The organism is Bacillus clarus (genome assembly GCF_000746925.1).
Classification (GTDB): Bacteria; Bacillota; Bacilli; order Bacillales; family Bacillaceae_G; genus Bacillus_A; species Bacillus_A clarus.
In genome coordinates this window covers 1,879,135-1,895,590 of record NZ_JMQC01000008.1, presented here as the reverse complement: position 1 = coordinate 1,895,590, position 16,456 = coordinate 1,879,135, and the positions used below count along the sequence as shown (strand labels likewise).

At 34.4% G+C, this 16,456-nt stretch carries 17 protein-coding genes and 1 pseudogene; 8 read left to right on the top strand and 10 right to left on the bottom strand.

From position 1 onward, the window contains the following. Positions 1 to 479 precede the first annotated feature (479 nt). On the bottom strand, positions 480 to 920 hold the full coding sequence (locus tag DJ93_RS10730) for a Dps family protein (protein ID WP_042980768.1): 441 nt from the start codon (positions 918 to 920) through the stop codon (positions 480 to 482). 214 nt (positions 921 to 1,134) lie between these two features. On the opposite strand from DJ93_RS10730, the gene DJ93_RS10725 reads away from it, so the two are divergent. The 4 genes from DJ93_RS10725 (at position 1,135) to DJ93_RS10710 (ending at position 4,652) form a co-directional block, all read left to right on the top strand. Further along, the gene (locus DJ93_RS10725; protein ID WP_042980767.1) at positions 1,135 to 1,569 is read left to right on the top strand and encodes a DUF3920 family protein; all 435 of its coding nucleotides are present in this window, start codon (positions 1,135 to 1,137) and stop codon (positions 1,567 to 1,569) included. 113 nt (positions 1,570 to 1,682) lie between these two features. After that, entirely contained in the window at positions 1,683 to 2,093 is a 411-nt protein-coding gene (locus DJ93_RS10720; protein WP_042984183.1) for a MarR family winged helix-turn-helix transcriptional regulator, read from the top strand. Positions 2,094 to 2,145: 52 nt separating this feature from the next. Next, the gene (locus DJ93_RS10715; protein WP_042980766.1) at positions 2,146 to 2,844 is read left to right on the top strand and encodes a pirin family protein; all 699 of its coding nucleotides are present in this window, start codon (positions 2,146 to 2,148) and stop codon (positions 2,842 to 2,844) included. Positions 2,845 to 3,002: 158 nt separating this feature from the next. Further along, on the top strand, positions 3,003 to 4,652 hold the full coding sequence (locus DJ93_RS10710) for a M4 family metallopeptidase (RefSeq protein ID WP_042984182.1): 1,650 nt from the start codon (positions 3,003 to 3,005) through the stop codon (positions 4,650 to 4,652). A 44-nt stretch (positions 4,653 to 4,696) separates the two neighbouring features. Here DJ93_RS10710 and DJ93_RS10705 read toward each other — a convergent pair whose 3' ends face one another. From DJ93_RS10705 to DJ93_RS10695, 3 genes are all read right to left on the bottom strand, one after another. After that, positions 4,697 to 5,014, bottom strand: a complete 318-nt coding sequence (locus DJ93_RS10705; protein WP_000082521.1) for a metal-sulfur cluster assembly factor — start codon at positions 5,012 to 5,014, stop codon at positions 4,697 to 4,699. A 106-nt stretch (positions 5,015 to 5,120) separates the two neighbouring features. Then, a complete protein-coding gene (locus tag DJ93_RS10700; protein WP_042980765.1) occupies positions 5,121 to 6,812 on the bottom strand; it encodes a methyl-accepting chemotaxis protein in 1,692 nt (563 codons plus the stop codon). A 700-nt stretch (positions 6,813 to 7,512) separates the two neighbouring features. Next, complete coding sequence (locus tag DJ93_RS10695) at positions 7,513 to 8,334, bottom strand: class I SAM-dependent methyltransferase (RefSeq protein ID WP_042980764.1); 822 nt, start codon at positions 8,332 to 8,334, stop codon at positions 7,513 to 7,515. Between the two features lie 47 nt (positions 8,335 to 8,381). Between DJ93_RS10695 and DJ93_RS10690 the strand changes: the two are divergent. Further along, a pseudogene (locus DJ93_RS10690) lies at positions 8,382 to 8,906 on the top strand (class I tRNA ligase family protein); the annotation flags it as partial. A gap of 61 nt (positions 8,907 to 8,967) precedes the next feature. On the opposite strand, the gene DJ93_RS10685 reads toward DJ93_RS10690, so the two are convergent. From DJ93_RS10685 to DJ93_RS10665, 5 genes are all read right to left on the bottom strand, one after another. Next, positions 8,968 to 9,870: an EamA family transporter gene (locus DJ93_RS10685; protein WP_042980761.1), complete on the bottom strand. Its 903-nt coding sequence runs from the start codon at positions 9,868 to 9,870 to the stop codon at positions 8,968 to 8,970. 224 nt (positions 9,871 to 10,094) lie between these two features. Further along, entirely contained in the window at positions 10,095 to 11,516 is a 1,422-nt protein-coding gene (locus tag DJ93_RS10680) for a sensor histidine kinase (protein ID WP_042980758.1), read from the bottom strand. Next, entirely contained in the window at positions 11,494 to 12,159 is a 666-nt protein-coding gene (locus DJ93_RS10675) for a response regulator transcription factor (RefSeq protein ID WP_042980757.1), read from the bottom strand. Before DJ93_RS10675 ends, DJ93_RS10680 begins: the two co-directional genes overlap by 23 nt. A gap of 364 nt (positions 12,160 to 12,523) precedes the next feature. Then, entirely contained in the window at positions 12,524 to 12,985 is a 462-nt protein-coding gene (locus tag DJ93_RS10670; protein WP_042980755.1) for a L,D-transpeptidase, read from the bottom strand. A 39-nt stretch (positions 12,986 to 13,024) separates the two neighbouring features. Then, on the bottom strand, positions 13,025 to 13,468 hold the full coding sequence (locus tag DJ93_RS10665) for a DUF3978 family protein (RefSeq protein WP_042980754.1): 444 nt from the start codon (positions 13,466 to 13,468) through the stop codon (positions 13,025 to 13,027). A 423-nt stretch (positions 13,469 to 13,891) separates the two neighbouring features. On the opposite strand from DJ93_RS10665, the gene DJ93_RS10660 reads away from it, so the two are divergent. Next, positions 13,892 to 14,506, top strand: coding sequence for a DedA family protein (locus tag DJ93_RS10660; protein ID WP_042980753.1), 615 nt, complete (start codon positions 13,892 to 13,894; stop codon positions 14,504 to 14,506). A 58-nt stretch (positions 14,507 to 14,564) separates the two neighbouring features. Here the strand turns inward: DJ93_RS10660 and DJ93_RS10655 are convergent, their stop codons facing one another. After that, entirely contained in the window at positions 14,565 to 15,347 is a 783-nt protein-coding gene (locus tag DJ93_RS10655) for a hypothetical protein (protein ID WP_042980751.1), read from the bottom strand. A gap of 164 nt (positions 15,348 to 15,511) precedes the next feature. Between DJ93_RS10655 and DJ93_RS10650 the strand changes: the two genes are divergently transcribed. Next, entirely contained in the window at positions 15,512 to 15,733 is a 222-nt protein-coding gene (locus tag DJ93_RS10650) for a helix-turn-helix transcriptional regulator (protein ID WP_042980750.1), read from the top strand. Beyond that, on the top strand, positions 15,723 to 16,430 hold the full coding sequence (locus DJ93_RS10645; protein WP_042980749.1) for a DUF3169 family protein: 708 nt from the start codon (positions 15,723 to 15,725) through the stop codon (positions 16,428 to 16,430). Before DJ93_RS10650 ends, DJ93_RS10645 begins: the two co-directional genes overlap by 11 nt. Positions 16,431 to 16,456: the final 26 nt, after the last annotated feature.

Sequence of the window (16,456 nt, the reverse complement as noted above, 5' to 3'; positions counted from 1 at the left end):
CCACTCCCGCCATTTATTAGTAAATGATGAATTTGGAAAAGATGTGTTGATCCTAATTACTAGAGTTTGATTTTCTATATTTTAACATAAAAGGGATGGTAATATATGAAATTCCCCCTAAATAAATTGGAAAGATTTTGTGAATGGCTGGAAGAAGAGACTAGGGGCTTATGTCTTTGTCATCATTTATCCCGCTATTTGAGGGCAGTAAGACTCCCACCTCAAAATTCGGCGGAAGCAAAGAAGTTAGGTGGGAGTCGGGCTGCTCGTAAAAGTCCAATTGGTGTGGGCTAATAATCATTGGGGGATTGAAAACCTCCCAATGATTAAAGGGTCACTTTATCGAATCGGCGATATATTTTTTAAGAAACAATCGATATCATTTCATGTACTTGAAAAACCCCCTAATTTATTTAGGGGGTAAGTAGAGCTGTCGATTTTCATGTTATCCAGCTCTAGCCGCTTCAGCTTTTAATATATTATTGATTCAAGAATGCACGTAGCATCCAAGCGTGTTTTTCTAGTTCTGTGTAGATGCCTAGTAGTAAGTCAGATGTCATTTCGTCATCGGAATCTTGTGCGATTTCCATACCTTTTTTCAGTTCAGTTAGCATCATTTCATAGTCTTTCATAATTGCCTCTACCATCCCTTCTGCAGTCTCTCCGTAAGCCGCTTCTTGAACAGAAGATAGTTCTAAGTATTCTTTCATTGTTGCTACTGGTTTTCCGCCAATTGCTAAAATGCGTTCTGCAATTTCGTCGATGTTAGTAGCTGCTTCTGTATAAAATTGTTCGAATTTCTCATGTAATGTGAAGAATTGTGGTCCTTTTACATACCAATGGAAGTTGTGTAGTTTTGTAAATAGAACGCTCCAGTTTGCTACTTGTTTGTTTAGTACTTCGATTACTTGTTTATTCATTATGATCAATCCCCTTTTGAGTTATTATGTGATACAAATTACTAATTTATAATAATTATAATCTAGTAATTTGTATAAATCAACCCCCTTGCTGGAATCTTTTTTGAACGTTTTATGAACTGGATGCTACTTGGAAGAGAAGTATACGTTTAATATTTACCATATTGTGGCATATATATAGAAAAAGAGGGCTTGGAAAGGGGAATCGAGGGAAATGGAACTCCCGCTTCAAAATGTATATCAACAAGTCGATAATTGGTATGTGTTGGATTCGGAGCTTCCTTGGGATGTCAAACGGCTTAGAGAGGATTTGTTTTCTCTTATTGAAATACGTAAAACACCAGTGATTTTTTGTGATACATGCGATGCAAATAGTGTTCTTTTAGCATTAGGGGAAGAGGAAGAGGAATTTTTATTTCCTGTACACGGTTTTTATCATAAAGAAAAACAATTAATTTTCATTTGTATGTGGGAAGAATATGAGCAAGTGCTCCAAACGTTATTACATGAATTTCGGCATGCTATGCAGGATGAGAACGATGTATTGGATGTTGGAAATGAGTTATATGAAGATAGATGGATTGAAAAAGATGCGAGAGGATTCGCAGAGAGGAAATTGAATGAATATAAAAATAGAAGTTTAATGTAAAGCATGGTGGAGAAATTACGCTGTGCTTTTGTTTGTTACTTACTAAAATGAAGCTATTGACATTTTTAAAGTTTAGTTCTAAACTAAGAGTATCAAACGAGCGAGGTGATGGAATGAAAGCAGAAGAAAGACTTGGATTGTTATTATGGTTTCGTTTATCACGTTTCTATAATAGAAGTATTCGCGAGACGAACCAGCATTTGAAAAAATGGGGTTTATCTGCTGCTCAGTTTGATGTGTTAGCTCAAATTGGGGGACATGATCGCTTAACGCAACAAGAGCTTGGAAATAAGTTATTTGTTACGAAAGGAAATGTTACTCAGCTTTTAAATAAGATGGAGAAGCTGGATTGGATTCAGCGTGAGCAAGAAGGCACTACGAAGTATCTTTCGTTAACAGAAAAGGGAAGAGCTTTATATGAAGAAGTGGTTCCGCCCCAGGAAACATTTCAATCGGAGAAGTTTTGTAAGTTAAATCGAGATGAACAGAAACAGTTATTAGAATTACTGCGGAAATTACAGTAATAAAAAATTTTAAATAAATATCTCGAATTCGAGATAATATGAGGTGAAAAATATGTTTAGAAAAGTTGATCATAAAAATATGGGAAGAGCAAATCATGGTTGGTTAAACACACATTTTCATTTTTCTTTTGCAGATTATTATAATCCCAATAACATGAATTTCGGAGCATTACGTGTTATTAATGATGATTTAGTCGCAGCACAAACAGGATTTGATATGCATCCGCATCGTGATATGGAGATTATTTCTTACGTTGTAGACGGAGAACTAACGCACCAAGATAGCATGGGGAACCGCGGAACAATTGAGCGTGGACATGTTCAATATATGAGCGCTGGAACTGGCGTATTCCATAGTGAGCATAACTTAGGAAATGAAACATTACGTTTATTGCAAATTTGGATTTTACCGGATCGTGCTGGCCATAAACCGAACTATGGTGAATTTAAATTTGATTGGAATAATCGTGAAAATGTATGGTTCCATATGGTATCTCCAGATGAAGGTGATGCACCAATTGGTATTCATCAAGATGCCAATTTATACTCTTTATCATTAGAAACTGGTAAAGAAATTAGTTTCCCTGTTAAAGAAGGGCGCCAAGTTTACCTTGTGCAAATTGAAGGAAGTAGCGTTGTAAATGATGAAACACTTGTCATGCGCGATGCGGCGGAAGCAATTGAAGAAGATATTCACATTAAAGCGACAGAGCAATCACATTATTTAGCGATTGAAATGAAAAAACAATAAAGAAATGACGAGAAGAGAGCATCTAATAAGATGCTCTTTTTTTTATGGATGAAATTGTGAGAAAAATGTTTCTCAATATTTTTTTAGCAGGAATTACCTTCATTTGTCAGAAAATTATAAAAGTGTCAAAAACTTTTAGGGGAATGGGGAGTGTTAGATTGAAAAAGCAAGTCGTTTCATCAGCATTAGCGTTATCCGTTATCGTTGGAGGATTTGGGGCGTTTGGAGCAACAAAAACAAAAGCGGAAGAGCAAAAGATCCAGTATCACCAAGAGTTTAAAACACCAGCTTACATAGGCGAAGAATGGAAAGCACCGGAAGGGCTAGATAAAAAAGAGACAGTGTTTCAATATTTAGAGAGCAAAAAAGATATGTTTAAATTGGCAGGAAATATTGACAAACATTTCAATATCATTGGTGAAGAAAAAGACGATGAATCAGGTACAACACATGTGAAGTTAGTTGAGAAGCATAATAATGTCCCTGTGTATGGATCAGATCAAACTGTTACGCTTGATAAAGATAATAATGTAAAAGCATTTTTCGGACAGGTTATTCCGAATTTAGAAGATAAAAAAATTCCTGCGGCGGCAAGTATTACTGATGAACAAGCGGTAAATGTTGCAAAAGCGGATATTGAGAAAGAAATTGGGACAGTAAATAAATACGATGGCGTGAAAAAAGATTTATATGTGTATGAAAAAGATGGTCAGTACTATCTTGCATACCTTGTAAAGGCATCGATTTCAAAACCAGCTCCAGGGTATTGGCATTATTTTGTTGATGCGACAAATGGAAATATTATTGAAAAATATAACGCTGTAGACCACGTTACTGGATTTGGTTACGGAGTGTTAGGAAGTAGACAATCTTTTGAAATCGCTCAAGATGAGAAAACGGGAGCTTTCAATTTATTTGATGGCAAACGTGGACAAGGTATCCATACATTTAATGCAGATAATATGGATGAAAATTTATTCAATTTATTATCACAATGGTTTGGCTATACGGGACTGGAAGTGGAAAGTAAATCTAAGTTCTTTGAAGATAAAGCGGCAGTTGATGCGCATGTAAACGCAGCGAAAGTTTATGATTACTATAAAAAGACATTTAATCGTAATTCTTTCGATGATAAAGGAGCGAAGTTGATTTCTTCCGTTCACGTAGGAGAAGCTTGGAATAACGCGGCTTGGAACGGTGTGCAGATGATGTATGGTGATGGTGATGGAAAGACATTCATTCCGTTATCTGCAGGATTAGATGTTATCGGTCATGAGTTAACGCATGCTGTAACAGAATATACAGCAAACCTTGTTTACAAAAATGAACCGGGTGCATTAAATGAATCATTATCCGATATTATGGGTGTAATGGTTGAGAAGAAAAGCTGGGATTTAGGTGCTGATATTTACACGCCTGGTAAACCTGGGGATGCGCTTCGTTCTCTGAAAGATCCAGCATCTATTCCAAATCCATTAAAGCCTGGTGAAGGTTATCCAGATCATTACAATAAACGCTATACTGGAACAGCAGATAATGGTGGCGTTCATATTAACAGTAGTATCAATAATAAAGCAGCATATTTAGTATCTGAGGGCGGCACTCATTACGGCGTGAAAGTTGTTGGTGTTGGCCGCGAAGCAACAGAAAAAATTTATTACCGCGCTCTTACAAAATATTTAACAGCAAACTCTAACTTTAAAATGATGCGTCAAGCTGCACTACAATCTGCAGAAGATTTATATGGTAAAAACTCTAAAGAGGTACAAGCTGTAACGAAAGCTTATGACGCTGTAGGGGTAAAATAATAAGAGAAAAAAGACCTGACTAGATTGTCAGGTCTTTTCTTTATTTAATCTCGAATACCTAATGCGATTTTCGCCATACGTGACATACGCTCTTTTGACCAAGGTGGATTCCAAACGACATTCACTTCTATTTCATTGACTTCAGGTACGTTTGTTGATAATACTTTTTTAACATCTGATACGATTTGACCAGCCATTGGGCAACCGATAGATGTCATCGTCATTGTAATGACAGCATTGTTATTCTCATCTGCTGTAACGTCATAAACTAATCCAAGGTTGATAATATCAACACCTAGTTCAGGGTCAATAACTGCTTCTAAATTCGCATATAATTTTTCTTCAAATGCTTGCTGTGACATGCACAACACCCCTAACATTAATGATATCGATTCTCATTATAAAGGAAATAGGAAAAATATGCAGTGAAATAGCTCACAGTGTTTTTTTGAAGGCCTTTCGCCATCATTATTCTGTTTTAAAATGAGATACGAGTGTATGTAAGTCTTCTACTGTTTGTTTCATTTGTTTTGCCGTTGTAGACATTTCATTCATAATAATAACTTTTTGTTCAGCTGATTGGGCTGTTGTAGCGGTTTCAGCTGATACTTTATTAGCGATGGAAGTAATTGTATTAAGAGATGCATGAATTTCCTCAGCACTGGAAGCCATTTCTTCAGCTGTTGCAGAAATTTCTTGTATTTGTGTAGAAACTTTATGCACTTGTCCTACAATTGTTGTGAAGGAAGTGCCAGCTTCACGAATTACATTAATACCTTCAGACGATTCAGCTCGTCCTTGAGACATCATAGAATCGGCTGTTTCTGTATCATTTTGAATTTGGTGTAGCAGTTGGTTAATATCAGTAGCGGCTGTTTTCGATTGTTCTGCTAACTTACGTACTTCATCTGCTACAACTGCAAAGCCTTTTCCTTGTTCTCCAGCACGAGCAGCTTCAATTGAAGCATTTAAAGCGAGTAAATTTGTTTGCTCAGCGATATTAGAGATGGATTGTACTGCTGTATCTATATGTTTCGTATGTGTAATTAGACGTTCCACTACTTGTGAAGTAGCATTAATAGCTTCGTTAATAGTGGCCATCTGCGTAATAGATTTTTGAATGACCGCGCTACCTTCATTGGCGTATTCAGAAGTAGTGACAGCTAGTTCTGCTACAGAAGAAGCTGATTCTGCAATACGCTGAACATTAATGGTCATATCTTCCATTGTTGTTGCGCTTTCTTCCATATTAGATGTTTGAGATTGCATATTTGTTTCTAAATTAGACATTGAATTTTGAACTTGTATCGTTGCAGCAAGAGATATAGTTGTTTTTTCAAACATATTTTCAGAAGCATTTTGTACTTCAACAGATATATTTTGAACACGATAAATAATGTGTTGTAAGTTTTCTAACATTTTATTAAAAGAAGTGGCTATTTTCCCCATTTCATCGTTGCTGTTTACATGTAGGCGGGCTGTTAAATCACCATCTTGCGAAGCTAATTCTTTTAACTTTGTATCGATTTGATGAATTGGTTTAACGAGCTTATTAGAGAACGACCGTGCAAGAATGACAGCAAGGGAAATACATATGATAAGAGAGAAGAGAACAATGTATTTAATTGCTGTAGATAATTGATCAATTGTTTCAATAGATTGATCACGTAAATTGGAGTGTTCATTGCTGTATTTTGTAAAATCACCAATTACTTTATAAACGGTTTCGTTTTCTTTGGAAACTAACTGAAATGCTTCTTCCCATCTCTGCTCTTTCGTAAGAGAAACGACTTTACTATCAATAAATTCTCGCCAAGTAGTTCCTAGCTGTATCGTATCTTTTACTTGCTGAGAAACATTAGTGTGAGAAAGAAGGTGATTTTTCTTATCCTCAAGCAGTTTACTCATTTCCTGAAATTTATCTAATTCTACTTGATCATGTTGCAGTAAATAACCTCTTAAAGCGGAAAGTTGTACTTGATAAGCATCTCCAAGTTCTTTTAATTCTGTTGCGAGAGGAGAAATATCGCTTTGTAATACGTTGGCTTTACGTGATAGATCTGTAGTAAAGAATAGAATAAGAGTGAATGCAATGCCAAATAAAGTACAAATTATTCCCGTCATAAACATTAATTTTTTTCTAATGCTGATAAACTTCATATAAAAAAGCCCCCTTTTAATTGTTTAATTAAAATAAATGGATATAAATATTTAAAAGAAAGCTTTACTCCGGTTATTTTGGAATAAAGCGCTCTTCTTTCCATTAGGAATTATAGCAGACAGTTGACGTGAGAGGAAGACATAAGCTGTATTTTGGTTGAATATTCTTTTGGGATAAAGAGATGGTCTTGAACTACCCGCCACTTAGCTACGCTGAAAGTGGGGGATTCCTACGCCTCCTAATTGGCTTGTTTTTCGCTCTACTTGGTGTGAATGACGCTTAGGATTTTGCATTGTAGACTTCCTACAACAACCTCATATCTTCAGTTTTCGATGAGCTATCTGTACAAAGAAATGATACGACAGATAAATATGTTTTGCTATGCAAAAAGCCAATTCATCTCCCACTTATTTGTTGGTGCTATACACCTTCACACAAATTGAGGAAGGAGTCTTCTTGGCTAAGAATGATAAAAAAATATAAAATACTATTGTATTTCTAGAAAACATCATGTATACTTCTAATTAGTTGATAACGATTATCAATATCAATCGAAACATTGCTCTTCGTTATGTTGGTCATACCCCTTTTTGACTGCGTAAGTCAGAGACAAAATGTTGAAATATCTTGTGTCCTATTCTACAGAATTATGGTAATCTCCAACCTCAACTTATATGCGTAAGCATGCAAAAAAGGATCCTATCCGTGAAGGGATCCTTTTTTGCATGCTGTCTTCGCAATTAATGTATATAGTCCTGGTATACGTTCCTCGATTCCTTCTTGTGCAGCATGGGAGAAGACCCATTTTTGATGGGGGCCTTGTTCTTCAATAAGCTTTTCAATTTTGAAATCAGCCTCTGCAATTTCAGTAATAATTTCTCCTAACGTCCAGCGGCGAATTCTTGTTTTCGGTAGAGATTTTTGCTCTGACTCATTAAGGAGAATGCTATATGCTACATTATCTTCAATAAGTTCTTTATTGAAATAATTTCCGTTTGCTTGAAACATCGGATGATCTACTCCTAATAATTTTGTATATATTGGATGGTAATCACGAAGGATAAACGTCCCGTCCTTTTTTAATAATTGAGAGATTTTTTTAAAGAGTGGTTTTAAATCTAAAAAGTAGTGGAGTACGCCTAGTTCTAGTAATACGATATCGAATGATTTAGATAGGGTTATATCTAGTACATCGGAAACGATATAATCGATAGAAACTTCAGCGGCTTCTGCAAGTTCATTTGCATACTTTGCATTGCTTTCTGAAATATCTATAACCGTTACGTCTGCTCCTAAAAGGGCGAATGCAACAGCTTTGTTTCCTTTTGATCCAAGTAAATTAATAATACGTTTTCCTTTTGGAGATTGTATGTAAGGTAAATAGTAGGCGACCTCATGAGTAGGATCTTGCACAAGCTTTTTGGCGTATTCTTTCGGTGTACCGTGGCGATTCGTCCAAGCTTCATAGGCAGCTGCATTCCAGCTTTTTTCATTAATAGTACTTAGTTGTTTTTGATTCAATCTCATCACTCCTTTTGTGAACATATACATATTCGGGAGGAAAAGGAGATTTCCTTTTTTCTCTAAATAAAAGTTTGATTTTTCTGTATTTTGGTCGTGAAATACGTGTTATACATAAAAGCGTTGAAAAGTATTATGACGTTAGCGTACCAAATGGAAATATCGATATAGAGCTGAAAGAGAGGGTAGAAGGGTTATATAGAAGGATAGGAGAGGTAATTGAACAGAAGAGGTTTAAATTAGCATTAGAAACGATCTTCGAAACAGTGCGTTTTGCAAATAAATATTTTGATGAAAAAGAGCCGTGGAAACAGAGGAAAGAAGAGCCTATTCTATGTGGGGAAACAATTTATAATTGTGTTTATCTTATTGCTAATTTCGCGCAGCTTCTGGAACCGTTTTTACCGTTTGCAAGTGAAAGAGTTAGAAATACATTGTCGATTGCTAAAACGAATTGGAAGCCTCAAAATACGTTGCCAAAACGAATTGATAATGTGCAGCCGCTATTTGAGAGAATTGATGTAAAACAAATTGAGCGTGAGGTAGAGAAACTGTACGGAGCGTTGAATTGAGCATAATAAAAAGACCTTTCAAATAAGTGAAAGGTCTTTTTATTATGCAGTGCGACTTTCTTCACGCTCTATGCATTGCATTATATTTTTTTTCTTTCCTAGCAGTAAGCAGTTGCGGCGTGAAAATACCGAGTAATATAAAAGCGATCCCGAGCCATTGCATGGGTGATACGACTTCGTGAACGAGTGTAATGGAAGCGATGATCGCTGTTGGTAATTCAGCGGCACCTAATATTGTACCAAGTCCTGTCCCTACTTTTGGTACACCAATTGAGAAGCAAATGACAGGTACAACAACACCGAAGAAGCCAAGGAAGAAAGCATATTTCCACAATCCCGCTTGTAAAGCACCGTCTGTCAAAAAGGTTGGCGGGAAGAATAAACATACAATAAGAGTTGCACTTGTTGTCATGAGAAAGCTTTTCGTATAAGGTGGTACATCTGTAGCGACGCGCCCATTTGCAAAAACATAGAACGAAAAAGAGATAGCAGCTAATAGTCCGAAGATAATACCTTTCGTAGAAAAATTTTGTCCAAAACCTTCAAATACCCCTCCAGCAAACAGTGTACCGGTAAATAAAATAATAATAGAAATTACTTTCTCAGGGCTTGGGAATGTTCTATTCGCGATTGCTTCAATGACTACGCCAATCCATGTAAATTGAAAGAGCAAGACGACAGCGATAGAAGCGGGTAATTCTTCTACAGAGATTGCATAAAAAATACCGGTCATACTCATCGTTGTACCGACTATTAATAAGGAAAAGAGTTGTTTTTTGGATACTTTATGACGTGAAAAGAAAAGAACGAGTAAAAGGAGTCCAATCCATCCAAATACGTATTGTCCCCCTAGTAGTTGATGTGCTGAAAACCCATTCATAAAGCCGAGTTTAAAAATAGTAGAAAGTACGCCATAGCTACAAGCACCGAATAAAACTAATAATGAAAACTTAAATTTCTCCATGAAAATCCTCCTTTATATAATTAGTATGGAGACTGTATCTCTGCTAATTATTTTCTCGTGTGAATCGGAACAAATAAAAAACGCCCGCCGTCCAAATAAGGACAACGGGCGAACGAAACAGAGTTGAAAGACTCTACAAAATTCCGCCACTCATAAGCAAGTATGAGTTTGGGTATGAAATTCTATTTTACATTGTATTTGGAAGTATAAGAAGAGTCAATCGCTTACATTAATTTTGGAAAAACAATCGAGCATTTTACACCTTGGGGTGTATTCTGAATTCCGTAAGGAAACTTATGTTTATCTAATACTTGTTTTACAATGTATAATCCGAGTCCACTTCCTTGTACTAAGCCGTGTTGACTAGGATTTCCTCGATAGAAAGGTTCAAATAAATGAGCTAATTTTTCTTCTTCAATTTGTGCACCTGTATTTAATACTTCTAATACATAACCATTCGATTTCTCATAAAGCTTTATATATATATGCTGATGATCAATTGTATAATGAATTGCATTTGAGATAATGTTAAAAATAGCAGTTTTGATAAATTTGTAATCGGCTAAAATTCGCACATCTTGTTTAATGTTTGATTGAACTTTTAATTGTTTCACGTGAATAAAGTAATCTACTTTATTCATAATATCCTCAATCATACATGATAATGAGATGATTTCTAAATGCGGATTGAATTGAGGATTATTTGTCTTGGATAATTCTGACATCTTTTCTGTTAATTTGTTAATGTCTTGCATCATTTCATAGGAACGTCTTAAATATTTATCTCGATCTTTATAGGCGCCTATACCGTAAATCATTCCATCTAATTGCCCCATGACAGCTGCGATTGGTGTTTTTAATTCATGAGACATCACAGACATAAATTTTTTTCGATCTTCTTCTACTTGATGAGCTATTTCCAGCTCATTCCTTAATTCTTTATTTGTTTCATGTAAGTTCTTCACAGTATTTTGTGCTTGTGAGGCGATTGCTTGTAAATCTAAATCCTCATTTTTTTTCAATGATTGTTCATCTGAAAAATCAAGGCTCATAATCTCTTGCAATGCTTCGTTCATACATTGAAAAGGTTTAGCAATTAATTTTGTGTAAATAAATGAACCGATTAAACATATAGCGAACATTGTAAGTCCGATTTGTGGGGCTAATTGCTCCAATACATTTGCTAAATTTGAACTATTATTTAATTTGTTCGTTTCATTGGTCGCATTTTTGATATGTAAGGCACTATTTTTAGCTTGTTCTTTTTCTATTTGAGTTGGTAATTCATTTTCGTCCTTTTTGTCAGGGCCATTTTGTACTTGTATATGTTCTTTTGTTTTTTCATCTCGGCTAGGCTGTAAAACATGACCAACTATTGTATAGATTGCTTGAATATCTATAATAGAAGGTGGCCACTCGGACATACTTCTTGAAAAGGCTTTATGTTTCTCACTGTTGGTGTTAGATAATGTATTTTCTACAGTTTGTATCTCACTAGTATTTTTAGAATGCTCTTTATCATAATGTAGTAGTAGAAAATGAATACTTTGATAAAGACAAAATGATAAAAGAACACAAAATAGTAAGGTTTTGATAAAAATATTTCTGGTGATGTTCTTTTGTTTACGCTTCGATTTTGTAGCCAATGCCTTTCACCGTTTTAATATAAGGAATTCCTAATTTTTTTCTTAAATTTTTAATATGTGTATCTATTACTCTCACATCACCATAATGTTCATAGCCCCATACCTTATTTAATAAATCACTTCTTGATAATACTTTCCCACGATTGTGTAACAAAGTATATACGATTTCAAACTCTTTTGTTGTTAGTTCAATTTGATTACCATGAATATAAGCTGCATATGCTGTAGAATTTAACATTAACTCATGTAGTTGTAGTATATTCGCATTTTCAACATCATTTGAAGTCGTCCTTCTTAATACAGCTTCTACCCGTTTAATGAAAACTGTATAGTGAAAAGGTTTTGTAATATAGTCGTCAACCCCTAATTCAAAACCCTTAATTTCATTCTCTGCATTATGTAATCCTGTTAACATAATGATGGGTACATTAGATTGCCCTCGTATTATTTTACAAATACTATATCCATCAATATCTGGTAACATTACATCGAGAAGGATAAGATCATATGAATTTTTTTGAAAGAGGAGAATTCCCTCTGTGCCAGTACCTACAACGTCAACTGTAAAACTTTGTGCAGTCAAAAATTCTCTTATTAGCTCTTGTATATCTGGGTTGTCCTCAATCACCAATATGTGCTTCATAACAGCACCTCCTAAACAACACTTCTTACCTTAGTATTTAAATTTATCATTTATACAATGCTTTAGATTGCTTATACATATAATAAGCCCCCGCTATCAGTCTATAAGGAAGGTAGCAAGGGGATTTTTGTAATGGAACTAAATATGTCCAATTGAAAATCATAATAGTTTTATCATAGTATGTAAAGTAAATTTTATTAAAAGTAGTAGAGAGAGAATCCCAATATCTGTTTCTGTAAATGTTTGAATTTTTTAATACAAACTCTCTTCATTATATATGGAAAGGTAGCTGTTTTGCTACTGTAAAAAAATAAAATAAGCCAAGACATTCATTCTTGGCCAAGTGTAAATCGTGTTTTTTAGGCTATTTTACAGTAACAGTAGCTTTCTCACTCATGCGCTCAAATAGCCAGTGTATATCAGCATTATACATACGAATGCACCCAAGTGTCGTAGCTTTGCCGATTGCTTGATTATTGTTAGTACCATGAATTGCATACGTTGTTCCATAAGTTCCTGCCATATTTAATCCCATCCAACGATCACCAAGTGGATTACGTGGATCTCCACCTTTAATGTGTCCAGTATAGTAAGGGCGATTTTTTATTTTATTTACAATCATGAATGTTCCTTTTGGTGTTGGAGTCGCTGATTTTCCAGTAGCGACAGTAAAGCTTTTTATGAATGCTCCATCTTGATAAAAGTCCATTTTATTTGTGTTTGTATCTACAATAAGTTCTTGCGTAGTTGCAGATGCTTCAGCAGATGTGAATGGAACTACAAATAATCCTGCTGATAAAATAATGAGTGATAATAGTTTTTTCATAATAAACTCCTTTTACTAATTTAGTAGTTATAAAATGTATTAAATGCAGTGAAGTTTTAATCCACGTAATGCCTGATGAATATTTTCATTTAATGTTTCAAAGAAAATAGTGATTTTTTGTGAGTTCTTGTTATTTTTATTAATTAGTAATCTTTCATTAAGTAAAAGTTCACCGTGTACTCCAAAGCTTTGAAATTGAATATTCATTTCGTCTTCATTTTCTGAAATAATAGGTAAAAAATAGTGAAATGCTCTAGTTGGAATGATGTAACTTTTACCAATCATGCATTCTTGGCTAGAATTAACCCATTTTTTTGTGATAATCTTAATGTTATTTTTTGAAACGATGAAAGATAATGTTGTTGACTTAGTTAAACTTACTTCAAGTTCATTTGTTTCACATATATGTAAGTTAAAAGCGGTTTCATGAGGATGCGCTTCAACATTTGTGTTAATGAAATTGTGCATTATATAAGCTTCCATCTGTATTCTCCTTTAATTTGATTTTTCAGAAAAAAATTTACATTGATTAAATTCAATATAAAGTACATACAGTGTTAAATTTTTCAACAAATTCCGATATAATCTTACAATACATATATGGAGTCTATATGAAGTTAATATGAGTTTGATATGGTTTTTTATAAAGATGTATAGAGGGATATTTTTATGTACTAAAAAAGAGATTGGAATTTATTGTTAAATAAATCTCGGCGAGTATTGATTGAGAGCGCATATTTACTTTTAATGTGTAATTTGCATAATAAAATATAACCCTGTAAATTAGAGTGTGTTTCTTACAAAAATGTAATATAAATGTAAGCTATTGTGATAGTTATTTCGACAATTTTTTTATACAATATTAGTAACAGTTTGTACGTTAGAAACACGTAAAGGAGAGATGACATGGAATGGGTTCATGAATTATTTCAGCAGTATGGGTATTATGTTGTACTTGTAGGATTGCTGTTAGAATATATTGCTCTTCCGTTTCCAGGGGAGCCAACACTAGCATATGCAGGATTTTTAGCACATAAAGGCGACTTAAGTTTGCCAATTTTAATTGTTTTATCCTTTATTGGAACGAGTGTAGGAATGACGATTCAATACTTTTTAGGAAATAAGCTTGGTATGCCGTTCGTACAGAGATACGGAAAATATGTATTTTTAACACAACGAAAAATTGATTTAACAAGAATGTGGTTTGATAAGTATGGATATTTTCTTATCTTTATCGGCTTCTTCATTCCAGGGGTGCGTCACTTTACAGGATATTTTGCAGGAATCATTAATTTACCGTTCCGCCGCTTTGCAATTACGATTTACTTAGGTGCTTTATTCTGGGTATCGTTCTTCTTAATTGGTGGCTATTGGTTAGGTGGCAACTTACATGATATTTTCGGAGTGTTAGAAGGTCATATCGGTAAAATTATTTTCGGAGTAGTTATCATTGTAGTAAGTACGTTAGGTATCCGCTTCCGCAAACAGTTAAAACGTGTATTCTTACAAAACGCAAGTTAATATGGAATCCATTCTATGTCAAAAAGTAGGAAAGGCAGTGCTGTTGAGCACTGCCTTTTTATTTTATGTTCCAATTTACTTGCAGTTTTCCTTTTAGGTTATTTCCATTAATTACAATATAATGCTTTCCAGTTTTGACTGCCGCGAACTGGTATGTGTTGTGGTCTGTTAAAGCTAAATATTTTTCTTCCTCTTGAAACTCACTAGCCATTTTTACATCTTCAATGTAGGCATCCGGAGTTTCTGAAGGCGATTCAATAGTAAATTCCAGTATGTCACCACGCTTTAACTCGATTGGAATTTTATGCTCACCGCTAAAATGTTGAAAAGATGCTTCAAATGAATGTTTCGTTCTGTTCTCTTTCCACTGTTCTTTTTGTGTTACATCAACGAAGTTAATAGAGATAAATGTGATAAGCATAATGCTAGGTACGAGATATTGAAGCCATTTAAATCTTTTTGCTATGACTGTACATAAATAGAAGAAAACAGAACAAATTGCCCCAATTGATCCCGCGAAAAGTAAAGGTCTTAGACCTGTCCCTTGAAACACTTGAAAAGGAAGAAAAAATAAATAACCGCAAAGAATATAAAGACATAATTTTTTCATTGTATTTTGTTGTTTAAAATTAACGTTATCAATGCAAACGGAACAAAAAATTGCATAAGAAGCAAGGATGACTGTCCATGGAGCAAAGAGAAGTTCATGTAACCCATTTAGAAAACTATACATCGTTTGCTTACTAGCGGTGGAGAGAACAAAACTAGCAATTAATAAAAATAATAAGCAAGTTGCCGTTAACTTAGTAAGAATGTAAGAAAAGGTAGATGTTTTATTCATATATAACCTCCTATATTTAATATTTAAAATTTATTATATAGGTTATGTATATAATAATATAGAGTTAGTTTTGTCAATTATTAACGTCATATTGACAATAATAATTGACAAAAAACCGGATATTATTTACAATTTTATTTAAATAAAAGAAGAAGAGGTAGGATATGAAGCTTCAAAATCGAGTGAGGGAATATAGGGCAAAGCATCGTTTGTCACAAGGGGATTTAGGCAAAGCGATCGGTTCATCACGGCAAACGATTAGCTTAATTGAACGTGGTGATTATGCGCCGTCTATTGTATTATCGCTAAAAATTGCACAAATTTTTGGTGTGCCGGTGGAGGAGATATTTACGTTAGTGGAGGGGGAAGATGGAGATGGAGAGTAAGTTTAAGAAGCCTTTTTATAATTTTGGAAAGTTCTTGTTAAGTATGGTAGGTGGTTTTTTTGCATCGTATATAGCATTAGATCTTTTTTCGGAAGGATCAAGAAAATTGCCACCTTATATTTTAATGGGTACATTTACTATATTCGGGATAATAATGATTTATTATGCTTGGAAAAATACACGTATGTTAGCTAAGTTACGTGATGAAGAAGAAAGTGTACAAGGGAGAAAGTTAGGAATTATATTAATGTATTTACGTGTGGGTGATATAGTCACGCAGTCATGGTTTGTTTATACAATAATTGTATGTAGCCGTGTGTTTATAAAAGGGGAAGACTTTTCACTTGCACTTTGGAATATGGTAGCTTCTATTATATGTTTACTCATTGTAGTCATTATAGGGATAGTTATGAAGAACCGTTATAATAAGTTGTATCCCAATCAGGAAGTTACATATATGGAGTCAATGGAAATGTGGACGAAAAATGCAGATGAAGGACTAGAACATATTGTACATGAAGCCGGATATAAAACGTACCAATTTATGAATAGAGTACTTGCTTTTGTTTGGCTTGCTACTGTTATATATACAGCAGCAAATGATATGAATTTTTTACTGATTGGTTTAGTCTCACTCATCTGGATATTGCATATCGGCAAATTCATGTATGAAATGCATAAAAAAATGATTTATTAGAGCACAGAGTATCGGGAGGGGGAAAA